A 13,445-nucleotide genomic window follows, 5' to 3' on the forward strand; every position below is an offset into this window, starting at 1 on the left:
ATGTGTTGCATAGTACTATATAAAAAATATTACCTTGTGGTGAAGGGGTAGCTAAAAATGGCTTTTTTAACCGGTGTCGGTGGTTTTTGGGTAATAAAAAATCTTTATTGCAGTTGAATGTTAAAAATGACGCAAATCCAGTAGGTATATTTAATTTTGGATTGTAGTAGTTACAAATGCGCGTGAAACAGTTAGCTGTTTTCTTACTGAAAGGGGTGCTTCTCATCCCTATATTTTTGTCCTCTCCTAAGGTCCTTGCTCAGAGTTCTCCAAAATACAGCAATGAGTTTTTGTCTATTGGGGTGGGGGCCAGGGCTTTGGCCATGTCTAATGCCATGACTTCTGTTTCGGACGATGTAACCGCGGTGTACTGGAACCCTGCTGCTCTAACAGATATTGAATATCGTTATCAGTTTTCTTTTCAGCATGCAGCCTATTTTGCAGGAGTGGCCAACTACGACTACCTGGGTGCAGCTATGGCCATTGATACCGACAGCCATATGGGTATGGCTATAATACGCCTTGGGATTGATGATATTCCTGATACCCGCTTGTTATTTGATGATCAGGGAAGAATTGATTACAGTCGAATTAATTTCTTTTCTGCAGCCGATCTGGCTTTTGTTTTTTCTTATGCCAGAGGGGTAAGCTTTATTTCCGGGGAAAACTTTGTGGAAGGCGGAGGACTCACGTTTGGTATTAATGCCAAGATTGTTCGAAGGAGAATCGGAGATTTTGCCACAGCCTGGGGTTTTGGTCTTGATGCATCGGCTAAATACAGGGTAGACGACTGGAACTTTGGTTTAATGCTGCGCGATATTTCTACTACATTCAATACCTGGACAATCAATAAAGAGGCCTTACGGCCGGTGTTCAACCAAACCAATAATGATATCCCAGGTAATTCAACAGAAATTACACTCCCTAAGGCGATTGTTGGAGCATCACGCTCGTTTAGAATCAACGACAAGATAGATGTGTTAACCTCTGCCGATATGGTTTTTACTTTTGATGGCCGCAGAAACGTGTTGGTCAAGTCTAGGTTGGCCTCTATTGACCCGCAGGTAGGGGCAGAGTTCGACTATGAGAACAAGTTCTTTTTGCGCATGGGTATTGGCAATTTTCAGCGTGTCAAAGATTTTAGCAGGGGAGACCAGCCCAGCGAGTCTACCTTTTGGTCTTTTCAGCCCAATATGGGTATAGGAGTGGTGTTGGAGGAATTTACTATAGATTACGCGTTAACGGATATTGGTAATGTAGCAGAGTCTCCATATTCTCATGTGTTTTCCATATTGTATTCGTTAGAAAAGCTGCCGGGGAGCTACTCAAGAAATAAGCGAAGAATAAGAAAGAAGGAGGGTAAGAGTGAAAAATAGTTGTTTGCTTCTTTTAATTCTGTTCTATGGCCCTTTGGCTTTTGGTCAGCAATTGGGCAATGAGTGGATTAACTATAGCCAGGAGTATTACAAAATAAAGACGGGTAAAGACGATGTTCACCGCATTACCTATGAGAAACTTGTGACTGCCGGGTTTGATCCTGCCGGTATAAGTCCAGACAATATTCAGTTGTATCATAGAGGGCAAGAGGTGGCCATACGTACCGTGGGAATGGAGGATGCTTCTTTTGATCCCGGAGATTATGTGGAGTTTTGGGGAAGAAGAAATGATGGTACTCAGGACACCGAGTTGTACTATAGGGCGCAAGATCAAATTCATACATTTTATAATCTTTTCTCTGATACCACGGCTTTCTTTTTAACCGTTGGAGAAAATGCAGGTAAGCGCATGACTGTACGGAATGTTTCGCCCACCGGATTGCCAGCCGTAACTTATCACAGAGAAGATGACTTGCAGGTTAGAACTGATGTTTTTGGCTTTGGTCAATACTACCCCATTGGCAACCCGGCCGGAGAAGTAAAACGTTCGCTCTACGATCGTGGCCAAATGTTTATGAGTAACGTAATCACTAAATCGAGTGCTACGGTAAGCAAGGGAACCAACTTCAGAGACTTTATATTTCAGGGTATTTCTGGTCAAATCCCAAGTATTTCAAAACTTGAGCTCACCTTTCAGCTCATAGGGTTCAATAACATTGCTTTACACCGAGCCAATGTTTATGTGGGGCCTGACAGAGACAATCTGCGCCCATTGGTACAAGACATCACACTCTCATTTAACAATTTTGGCACACGAACACTTCAAATCAACTGGGACGATATAAGTGCAGAGGGGCAACTTGTTTTCAGAGTTGAAGTAGTGGGGTATGATGAATACCCGGTAGATCAAATGTCGGTTGGTTATCTTAGAATCCGATATCCCAGAGAGCTTAATGCCTTTGGTTCTGATAAGTACTTGTTCATACCACCAGCTAATCAGGAGCGAGTGCTTACTGTAGCCAATCCTCCTGCCAATGCGGTCCTTTTCGATGTGACAGACTACCGAAATCCTGTGGTAATACAAGGTCAGGCAAGTGGTAGTTTTACGGCCGGGTTGCCCGCCACAACAGCCGAGCAAAAGCTGTACTTAAAAAATATGCAGCAGAGCATAGAACCCAAGGTAGAGAAAGTGAATTTCCACTACAACGACCTTTCGGCTTACAATTACCTGATGATTTCGCACCCCTACCTAAGTCAGCCGGTGGAAGGGGCTTATGATGATCCTGTACAGGCCTATGTAGACTACAGAAGTTCTGTGGAGGGAGGCAGTTGGCAGGTGCTGAATGCCAACGTGACGGAATTGTATGATGAGTTTGGCTATGGAGAATATACCCCATTAGCCATTAGGCGATTTGTGCGAAGTGCCTACCTGCAAGGTAATCCTCAATACCTCTTTCTAATTGGTAAATCAAGAAGGGTAGATATTCGAACCCAACGCTTGCCCGACCCTCTGATTATTTCTTCCCGGGAACTTGTGCCTACCATGGGCGCGCCCGGTTCGGACATCATGTATGTAGAGGCTTTGGATGGAAGAGCGCACTATCCAGCTTTTCCTGTGGGTAGACTCTCTGTAACTACACCACAAGGGGTGGCCAATTACCTGGACAAGGTAAAAGAAAAAGAGGCTGCTTTGAAAGATTCTCCATGGACCAAGAATTTTCTTCAGTTGAGTGGTGGGCTTACTACAGATGAGCTTTTTCGGTTCCGTGAGTTCATTGACGGTTTTAAGAATATTGTTTCACAAGATTACCTGGGTGCAGCGGTAACCAACATTTCTAAAACCAATAACAATGCGGTTCAGAACATCAACATTTCAGAAGAGATTAATAAAGGCACCGGCTTTGTGACTTTCTTTGGGCACTCCTCTACAACCTATACCGATATTGATGTGGGGTATGTAACTGACCCGGCCTACGGTTATAACAATCAGGGGCGTTATCCGGTCATGTTTGTCAATGGCTGCAGGGGTGGTGAAATATTTTACTATAACTCTTTTGGCGAAAACTGGATGGCCGCAAAAGACAAGGGGGCAATCAACTTTTTGGCTCATAGCGATGTGGGTATTCCCAATGTACTTAGAGAATATACAGAGCAGTACTACAGAATTATGTCTGATACTCTCTGGATGACCCGTTCCATTGGGCACATTCAACAAGAAGCCATCATTCGGCAATTGAATACATTTTCGCCCGATGAGATAGACTTTGCTGTAGTAGAGCAAACGGTATTGCAGGGAGACCCGGCCATTCCGGTGTTTGGTCACGATAAGGTAGATTACATCGTTCGTTCTGAAGATATTTTCCGGGAGTCTATCAATGGCTTACCAGTTACGGCTTCCACACCATTTTTTAACCTTGGCGTGGTGGTGAACAACGCGGGGCGAACCACCGATAAGCCGGTAAAAGTTTTTGTAAGGAGAACATTGCTCGATGGTACAGTAATAGAACTTCCAGAAATAGAAGTGCCCCCTGTGAGAAACAGAGATACTATATATTATGAGATTAGTAACCAGGGACTCGATGCTTTTGGAGAAAACAAATTTGAAGTACACCTCGACAGGAATAATGAAGTAGACGAAGGAAGTGAATTCAACAATATAGCCGAGACCTCTATTTTTTTAGGTGCTTCAGGCACGTTTAATACAGCACCCACCCACTTTGCAACTCTTTCGCAGTCCACCGTTAACCTGGTGGCTCAGTCGGCCAACCTGAAAGCCAACGATGAGAGTTTTGTAATTCAGATTGACACCACCATTAATTTTAACAGCCCGTGGAGAAAAACCAATACGCTCAGCGGAAAAGGATTGGTTAATTGGGAGGTAGAACTTCTGCCCTTTACCGTAAACGATACCATTCAGTATTATTGGAGGTCTATCTTTGAAGACGAACTTCTGGATAACCCTCAGCCCTGGGCCATCTCTTCCTTTACCAATATTGAAAATGGGGTAGAAGGTTGGGCTCAGACAGAATTCGATCAGTTTAGAGACCTTGGTCTAAGTTCTATTGCCAAAGAACCTAACACCAAAACCTGGATTTTTGAAGGCAACGAAACCACCATCAACGTGGTTACCTATGGCGAAAACCACCCTTTAGGGGGGCAGCCGCTTAAGATGACCATTGAGGTAGACGGGCGCTCTCTGTTCGGAGAAGGAGCCAATAGAAGCTGCCTGCCCGAATCGCTCAATGCCATAGCCTTCGACAAAGACAGTGGACGGCCCTATGTGATTCTAAAAACTCCCGGGGCAGAATTTGAAGATCAGGATCCACTCAACTGTGGTACTACACCGCAAGTAATTAACCGCTTTGCCGATGAAGACCTCAGAAACCAGATTGATAATAGTGCCTTAATTAGCCAGTATATGGACGGAGTGGGCAATGGAGATTTTGTGCTGATGTTTTCTATAGGCGAATTGCTTTATGAAAACTGGGCCGATATTACCCGCAGTTCGCTCGGCCGAATTGGAGTAGCTCCAACACAGCTTTCTAATTATACGAATGGAGAGCCCATTATAATCTATGGTAGAAAAGGGGCGCAGCAAGGTACGGCTACTTTAATTGAGGGAGTATCGTCCGGAGCTCAGCCAGACGATACCCGCACCGAGATTTCTTTTCAGACCTCCATTTTTGCCAGCACAGACTCAGGGAGTGTGTTTTCTCCTCTCATAGGTCCTGTGAGCTCCTGGGGCAGGCTCACCAAGCGAATAGATGAAGAGCCTTCTGAAGACGATGTGATTTTTGAAGTGAGAGGGCGTCAGAGTAACGGCACAGAAGTAGTCTTGGCTACCCTCAACGATATTGATGAGTTAGATATGAGCGCCATTGATGCAGAGCAATACCCCTTTGTTCGGTTGTTTGTGAGTGCCAGAGACCGCGTGTCGGCAACTCCCCCTCAATTTAAAAATTGGTTTGTTTCCTATCAGGGAGTTCCTGAAGGGGTACTTACCCTCCAAAACGATAAAAACGAGCGAATAGAGCTACAAGATGGGGAGCCCTTTGAGGCAGCTTTTCGTTTTAGCAATATTTCGTCTTACGACTTTAAAGGAGCACTGAATGTACGGTATAAGCTCACCAATCAAACCACAGGAGAAGAGTCTTTCGCCACCTCTCAAATTGCTGCAGTAGCAGCCGGTCAGTCGGTAGACTTTACGGTGCCTATAGAAACTCAGGGTAAATTGGGGTTGAATGATTTTGAAATATTCGTGAACCCGGGCGATGAAATTGAACAGTATTACAGCAACAACGTCATTCGTTTAGAGGACTTTATCAATGTGAAGCGCGATGAGGTAAATCCGGCTATGGATGTGACCTTCGATGGTATCTACATCGTAGATGGCGACATAGTGTCTCCTAAGCCTATGGTCGAAATAGAGTTACGCGATAACAATCCGTACCTTTTTAAGACCGATACAACAGGAGTTGAGATTTTTCTTGGTCAGATTTGCGAAGGTTGCGCGTTGAGGCGGATTAACTTTTCCGATCCCGAAGTTACCTATGTGCCGGCAGCCGAAGGTCAGAATTTTAAAGTACAGTTTCAGCCAGAGACCCTGCCCGATGGTGAATACATGTTGCAGGTCAACGCCTCCGATGCCTCTGGTAATTATGCCGGAGTAGGCCCCTACGAAATTACCTTCGAAGTGGTGAGCGAGTCTACTATCACTCATTTTTATCCATACCCCAATCCTTTCTCCACCAGCACACGTTTTGTGTTTACACTCACGGGAAGTGAGATACCCGATCAGATTAAAATTCAGATTTTTACTGTATCGGGCAAACTGGTGCGTGAGATTACGCAAGATGAAATTGGACCAATCCGTATTGGAAACAACATTACTGAGTATGCCTGGGATGGGCGCGATGAATTTGGCGATATTCTGGCCAATGGCACCTACATTTATCGGGTGCAGGTAAAGGCCAACGGGCAGGATCTTGGCCACCGGGGTACAGGTAAAGACAAGGCCTTCAACAAAGACTTTGGTAAAGTTGTGATTATTAGGTAGCAATCAATTTGTGACATTCCTAATCTACTGCTATCTCCGAGGAGGAAGCATTCAAATGAAATAATGCCAGTGTGCAAATAGGGTAGAGCGATCCTTCGCCAAGCTCAGGATATAAAAGAAAAAGCCCCGACAGAGTCGAGGCTTTTGTACCCTGTACCGGAGAATTGTCGAACCAGTTTATTGAAGATATAGAACTGTTTTACAGGCTCTGGTTACTGAAGAAAGCCTCTTAGTAGCACCACCCTCCCGGATACTCAAAAAGCCTGGCCATAAGCCGGGCTTTTTGTTTGGTAACAATCGCACGAGGGTGCGATTGCATCCTTATTGTCTGATCCGGACTTTCGATAATTGTATTTACGCTAGAGTGATTGGAGGACATACTTCAAAACCAGTCGGATTTTGCGTCCACTGTTTTCTCTTTACTCTTTCTTGGTTATTAATCTTAAATAATTCTGTAATTCTGTAATTGCTAAGGTAAACTGTTAAACCTCAGTTGGTTATATATTACAGTTTCAATATTTATTAATCTCATTATTACAGAATAAGTGTAATAAGTAATCTAGCTAGGTTGGGCTTCTGGCTTATTACAAACTGGTTGAAAGGGCTTTTTGAATGAGTAGAGAGTGTTTTCTCTACTGACTGTTAGGGAGTTATCTGCTCATTACACTATTACAGAAAAATTGTGTATTTCAGAGGTTTCCTGAATGAGTTGAGATTGGTACAATACCGGATAAAAATGCTTGAAATTTACTTCTTCGAGTACTGGAAAATGTACTATATTAAGATGTGGATTGGCAGATAAGTTACGACAAAGAGGTAGAAATCAAACTACTTCCTCACCTAAAAAAATTCATTCCGAAATTCTACAAACAATCGGAACCTATAAAGGTGGACTTTAACACCAGCTTAGGGACTGCTTTTCATAGTGTGCTCAGGAAGAAGTTCAATTACAAAAAGGACCGTGAACGATACACTTCGTCACTGAGGTTTCTACTAAACCAGGATCTGAGTAAACTTTCACTGGAGCATCAGTTTCTGGTTCAATTCAATGTTGAGTATGATAGAATATTCAAAGAGAATCTATATAGTTGGGTGCTCGGCCAATCTTATCTATGTACGAGCGACTCGCAGGCGGTAAGGAACTTTCTGAACTACTACAACATCACCGAAGATGACTTGAAATTTGAATCTGCCAGAACAATGTATCTCAGATATAAAACAGATTACTTCAAAAAAAATAGGTCAGTTCTGTAACAATTTAGGGTCAGTTTTGTACCAACCTCTTTTTTGGTGTTGTTTTGATCAAAAACCCACGTCCTAGATAGGCTCTGAAATGCTTTCTTACTTTGGGTATGAGTTACCTTAGTGAAATAGCCAGACTTACCTCTCAGAACATAGGTGGTGTTAATCCATCATTGAAACTTGTTAGATCTAATGATGTAGCTGTATATCCATCTATTATTGATGGAAAGGTTACCGATGAAATAGCGCTTAAACCTGGTGTTGGTTGGGTAGAGTGGTTCTGCACTTCCCAAACTGCAGGAATAAGGTCTAGACATGTCGATGGATCAGAAGGAAATGCCAGGGCTCTCGACCTTGGCTTTGTGATTAGTAAGGATACCGCTGTGAAAGCTAATCAATTAGAACGAGCTTCTGATGACTCCTTTATAGTGCTGTTTAGGGATGCTAATGGACAGTTAAAAGTATTCGGCACAAAGGAAAAGCCTGTTAGATTTAAGTTTGATCTAGCCACAGGTAATAACATTAGGGCGCTAAATGGCTTCTCTTGCTCCTTTTATTATAGTGGCCCCGACAATAGTGCTTTCTACTTGGCTGAAGATCCTGAGGTATTAGATCCGGATGTTCCTGCTCCGGTAATTATTCAATGGAATGACGGGGTAACTATTCAGACCATTGCTGTAGCCTCTCCAGGGGACGTGGTAAGAATTAACAGTGACTTCGATTATACTTCGTTCGACATTAACCCTGTGATAAATCCATGAGCACTGTAGCGGGACTAAGAGTTTTGATTGAAGCGCTGGAAAGCGGGAGGGTAACTAAAGCTCAATTACTGACTATTCTATACTATTTAGCTAACCTTATTGAGCAGAATGATATTTCATCGGTGATCAATGAATACGATGAAGCAGGAACTTACGATACTCCGGGTGCCGGGAATGGAAATCCGGCCTATGCCCTGCTGAATAACAGGCTTTGGAAATCTAAGGTCGATGCTAATACCGGCAATACTCCACCCACAGATACTGAGATTACTGAGAACGACTATTGGATAGAGGTATCTAAAGGAACGAGCAATCTTTTCCAGGAATGGCAACCAGGCGTATATGGTGAGGGATTGATTATTGTATTCTATAATGATGTGTTCTACAAACTCACGGTTGCAGAGCGCCCTTTTGAGAGTACTAATATTGAAACAGAGTACAACTCTGATCCAGAGCTTTCGAGTTGGAAAAAATTAGCAGGTGATGGTGTTGTAACCGGTGAGGAGTTTACCACTGCTTATAAAGCAATGCTAGATCTCATTACCATAACTCAAGAGGTTGACCTGGATCAGGTGGAGGTAGACGTTAATACCAATGCTACAGATATAGGATTGCTGGAAGCTAGGGCAGATAATATTGAAAATGAGTTACCTGGTAAAAAACCACTAGCCGATGAAGCTGCCAATTTAGACTTTGCTGCTGGTACCGCTTACAACTTTTCAGATAAACAGACAGCTTACTTTGATGCCGCGCCTATTGGCAATCTAACACCCGTATTTTCAGGGGTTGGGAATCTAAGGTCGGCTATTGGAGAAATATCTTTTTCTGGACTATTAACAACCAACTGTGAGATAACACTAAGTTCTTCTTGGTTTGCCGGCACGTTGCCAGATGAGGTAACATTCGAAAGCAATGTGCTCACTTTTACTGCACCTACCAGTACCTCTCTGTACGTGTGGTATATAATGAAAAAGGGCAGCGAGTATAAGTTCAACATTCAAAAGTTTAAAGACTGATGAGCCAGCAGGGGTTAATAGGAAGTAGTGTGGTGACAGGCCAAGTGAAGTATTTGAATGGCTTTTTAGGTGTAGAGCGGGCTTGGCACATTGGCTTTGTACGAAGATTCAAAGATTATGTAGGTATAGTGGCCACCCTTAGAAGGTACTCAGACGGCGCTACTCATAATCTTTATTATGACAACGGTGATTTTGTTAATTGGGCCAATACAGATTTATTGAATTTTGTCAACGGTCAAACGGTTGAGATATTGTTCTACAACCAAGTGCCAGAAGCAAATAGTGCATTCGACCAGGCCACTTCTGCCGCTGGTGAACGGCCAATTATATATACATCTAGTGCCTTTAATACAGCAACCGGCTATCCAGATTTTAAAGCATGGAAATTTAATGGCACCACCCAGTATCTGTTCGGGAACACGTTTAATTGGACGACATCTCAAGAGCCATTATACCAAATAGTTGCAGGTGAGCATATTAGTGGTACATACGCCCAGTCATTTGCTCATACCTCTGTATCAGCTTCTTGGCAAGCAGCTATATTAGGAGGGGCGAGTATTGGTGGCTCATTGCGTACGGGTACAGCAACAACAACTGTCACGACCCCCTTTACAGGCTCTAATCCTTCTATAATAGGATATCAAGAAAGATCCTCGTCACGTACATTTTCAATTAATGGAAATGAGGTACTGACAGAAAACACTTCTAATCCATTAAATGGCACAAACACATCTTCCGGTATATATTTCGGGAGATTGCGAGGTCGTGACTTGATTATGTGGGGTGGTAAGATGTTTGAGTCTCTTGGTTTTTTTTCAATCAAAGATACGCTAGTAAACTATGAAGGTGTTGAAATACCAGAAAGGTTGGCGATTGAGCGAGTGATGAACAAAACATATCAATTTTAAGTCCATGAAAAAACTATCAGACAACCAAATTAACATGCTTTTTGAAAGTCGAGAGCTTACAAAAATGGTTAAGGCGGCACTTGTTAAAATGCGACAAGATGTTAGGCATCGCTATAGCAAGGCATTTTATCTTATTCCCAAAATAGAAGGTAAGCCAGATGCTCAGCATGTAGATTACCCTGACCTACTAGCCTTGAGAAAAGAAAGAGATACTACCCTTCCTTTCTGTGATCACTATTACAAAGAGATCGAAAAGGACATAGCCAAGCATGAGCTTGCGATGAGCTTTGCTCAGTTTGAATATGAAGATGAGATTGAAGGGAAAACCAATTCTACCGAACTCCTGAATTTTGTATTGCAGGCAACATACCAGGGAGAGGGCATGGCTGAGCCGGAGAATATTTTTGCCCGCATTTTGAGGCAGGCATACTATGAATTCCAGATTAAAGAAATAAGTCTGCAACCAATAGCTGAAGCCCAACCCCAACCCCCTGAATAACAGCCCTATTCCCCACGTCCTAATTATGCCCATTACGATGCTCTAGTTTAGATATCGTAATGTTTGAACGATTACTTTCTATACGCCACTGGTACCTATCAGAAGCCTTTCTGGATAGAGTTGTACCTATCGTTATCAAGCGACTTGAGAACGGAAAAGATCTTAGCGTTGTAGAACAACCTCACACTTTTAATGTCCTTTCTGGCGGTGTTTATTCCGAATTTTCAAAGAAATATGGAATGCAAATTCTCTTCAATGAGAAGGGAGAAATGGCCGCGCACATTCCGTTGTGGGGCACCATGTTCAAGCATTCTGGAATGTGCAACATTGGTACGGCTGAACTAGCCAGCCAGATTCAAACTGCCAACCAGAATAAGGAGGTATTCAAGTCTATAGTAATAGATATTGATACACCGGGAGGAGCTGCTAATTCTGTGGAAGTACTCGATAGAGCCATCAGAACGAGTGGATTACCAGTTACCGGTTGGGTAGACACCATGGCTTGTAGTGCCGGCCAGTGGACAGCTTCATCTATTGCCGCCTCTGGAGGCAAGGTGATTGTTGACAGCCTGGTGAATAGCGAAATGGGAAGTATTGGCGCACTAATGCTTTACCAGAACATTGCTGCCAAACTGGAGAAGGAAGGTATTAAGGCAGAAATTATCCGTGCTCCTCAGTCGGTAGATAAAGCCAGGTTCAACAGTCTGGAAGAACTTACCAAAGAACAAAGGAATGAATTGCTTTCGGAGCTTAAAGACTTAACCGATTCATTCATTTCTGAAGTAAGCGGAAACTATGGAGGTACACTGAAAGAAGACACACCAAAGCTATGGACCGGTGGCACTTTTAACGGTGCCGAATGTCTGGAGATTGGGCTGGCCCACGAACAGGGAGATCTATCTCACGCCTTCAATCTTTCCATAGACATGGCCAACACACGCAAAAAGAAGACTATCAATTTTAATTCAAATATGAGTTTGTTTAAAAGGCTCGGCCTCTCTTTATCGTTGGCACAAAAGCTGACAGCCGAGGAACTAGAAAACGTAGGTAAAGCTGAAGAGAGGCTGGCCAACGCGGAATCTGAGAACACAAGACTCTCAGAAGAAAACGGTAATCTGACTACTCAGGTAGCAGATTTGACAGCACAGTTGGAAACTGCCAACAGCACTATTAGCACACACGTGGCAACCATAGCCGAGCGTGATGCAAGAATTGAGGAGCTTGAAGAGAAGCCTGCAGCAACTACTACTATAGTAGTGGCCGATGGTGACCCAGAAGCTGTAGCAAAGAACCAGGCTATCATTGATGCCCTACCACACAACATAGCTGCAGATGCTAACCCAATGTTTAACGGATCATCTAAACCAGAAGAAAAATAATGACCATTACCGACATTTTAGCAGAGTTCGGAGCCTATTATATTAATCAGGGTCAGAACATGGCGAGGCTCTACACATTGCTTCACGCAAAGAGCGCTACCGATGCTTTGTTGGCTACAACGCCAACTGATGACACTGTATGGAGAGCCGCAAAGGCATCTATTGGCAGTGTAATGCAACCTTTTCAGAAAGGTTGGACACCAAAGGGAGATCCTACAATGGAACCCCTGGCTATATCTCAATATAGAATGAAGGTTGATTGTGAACAATATCCCGATGAGCTGAAGGTTAGCTGGCTTGGTTTCCTTGCCGATGGTAACCTGGATAGAAAGACATGGCCTTTCATTCGCTGGTTCGTAGAGGTGCTTTTGTTACCTAAAGCGAAAGAAGAGTATGAGCTTGAGGCTGTTTGGGGAGGTAAGAGAAAAGAGCCTACTGCCGGAACTGCTGGGGAGGCTTATCAGGTGATGGATGGTCTTCATATTGCCAGAAACAGAGCTGTGCTCGATGGTAAAACCGACCCTATTTCTCTTGGTGCCTGGGATACAGACGACAAAGTTCTTGTTCAGCAGTTCGAAGAATTTGTTGATGGAATTCCTCACAAGTACAAAGGCGCTCAAATGCTCATTGGAGTGAATGAGACTATTCAAACAAGGTACTTGAGAGGTAAGCGCGCTTTGTATGGTAAAGACACTGATTTCGCAGGGTCAAATCTTAAAATAGATTATAGCAACCTGACCATCGTTGGCTTGCCATCTATGAAAGATTCTCCGGCAATCTGGGCAACTCCAATGGGTAATGCCAGAAAGCTCATGAAGGAAACTGCCAACATGAGCCAGATTAGAATAGAGAGTGTAGACCGTTTGGTGAAATTGTTCACTGATTGGTTCTCAGGTGTAGGTTTTGTTTTGGGTGAATACATTTTTACAAATGACCTTGACCTTGGTAAGCCGGTGATTGATTCTATTTCTCCTTTGGCTGCAGTTACAGCTGGAGGTACTGCCATTACCATTGAAGGGCGTGAGTTTACTGGAACCACCGCTGTAACACTTGGTGGTACTGCTTGTACTTCTGTAGTAGTAGTGAATGACAGAAAGATAACTTGCGTGACTCCTGCTAAGTCTGCAGGCGATTATACCATTAACATCGTTAACGGGTTCGGAAACACTACCAGCGTGGATGAAATCACTGTTTCATAAGTAAATCTG

Annotated in this window: 9 protein-coding genes; all 9 read left to right on the plus strand. The window is 43.4% G+C overall.

Annotated elements, in window-relative coordinates; translation table 11 throughout:
- The first annotated feature begins 176 nt into the window (after window positions 1–176).
- The 9 genes from IE164_RS09985 to IE164_RS10025 all read left to right on the plus strand — a co-directional run bounded on the left by IE164_RS09985 (window position 177) and on the right by IE164_RS10025 (window position 13,436).
- Window positions 177–1,376, plus strand: a complete 1,200-nt coding sequence (locus IE164_RS09985; RefSeq protein ID WP_229838629.1) for a putative type IX sorting system protein PorV2 — start codon at window positions 177–179, stop codon at window positions 1,374–1,376.
- 4 nt (window positions 1,377–1,380) lie between these two features.
- On the plus strand, window positions 1,381–6,432 hold the full coding sequence (gene porU2, locus IE164_RS09990; protein WP_189630099.1) for a putative type IX secretion system sortase PorU2: 5,052 nt from the start codon (window positions 1,381–1,383) through the stop codon (window positions 6,430–6,432).
- A gap of 786 nt (window positions 6,433–7,218) precedes the next feature.
- On the plus strand, window positions 7,219–7,686 hold the full coding sequence (locus IE164_RS09995) for a hypothetical protein (protein WP_189630100.1): 468 nt from the start codon (window positions 7,219–7,221) through the stop codon (window positions 7,684–7,686).
- A 98-nt stretch (window positions 7,687–7,784) separates the two neighbouring features.
- Window positions 7,785–8,435, plus strand: a complete 651-nt coding sequence (locus IE164_RS10000) for a hypothetical protein (protein WP_189630101.1) — start codon at window positions 7,785–7,787, stop codon at window positions 8,433–8,435.
- Entirely contained in the window at window positions 8,432–9,451 is a 1,020-nt protein-coding gene (locus tag IE164_RS10005) for a hypothetical protein (RefSeq protein ID WP_189630102.1), read from the plus strand. Before IE164_RS10000 ends, IE164_RS10005 begins: the two co-directional genes overlap by 4 nt.
- On the plus strand, window positions 9,451–10,359 hold the full coding sequence (locus IE164_RS10010; RefSeq protein WP_189630103.1) for a hypothetical protein: 909 nt from the start codon (window positions 9,451–9,453) through the stop codon (window positions 10,357–10,359). Before IE164_RS10005 ends, IE164_RS10010 begins: the two co-directional genes overlap by 1 nt.
- 4 nt (window positions 10,360–10,363) lie before the next feature.
- Window positions 10,364–10,858 carry a hypothetical protein gene (locus IE164_RS10015; protein ID WP_189630104.1) on the plus strand — a complete coding sequence of 165 codons (495 nt, stop codon included), beginning with the start codon at window positions 10,364–10,366 and terminating at the stop codon, window positions 10,856–10,858.
- A 59-nt stretch (window positions 10,859–10,917) separates the two neighbouring features.
- The gene (locus IE164_RS10020) at window positions 10,918–12,237 is read left to right on the plus strand and encodes a S49 family peptidase (RefSeq protein WP_189630105.1); all 1,320 of its coding nucleotides are present in this window, start codon (window positions 10,918–10,920) and stop codon (window positions 12,235–12,237) included.
- Window positions 12,237–13,436, plus strand: coding sequence for an IPT/TIG domain-containing protein (locus IE164_RS10025; RefSeq protein WP_189630106.1), 1,200 nt, complete (start codon window positions 12,237–12,239; stop codon window positions 13,434–13,436). Before IE164_RS10020 ends, IE164_RS10025 begins: the two co-directional genes overlap by 1 nt.
- The last annotated feature ends 9 nt before the right edge of the window (window positions 13,437–13,445 follow it).

The sequence above is a fragment of the Roseivirga thermotolerans genome (genome assembly GCF_014653175.1).
GTDB classification, from domain to species: Bacteria; Bacteroidota; Bacteroidia; order Cytophagales; family Cyclobacteriaceae; genus Roseivirga; species Roseivirga thermotolerans.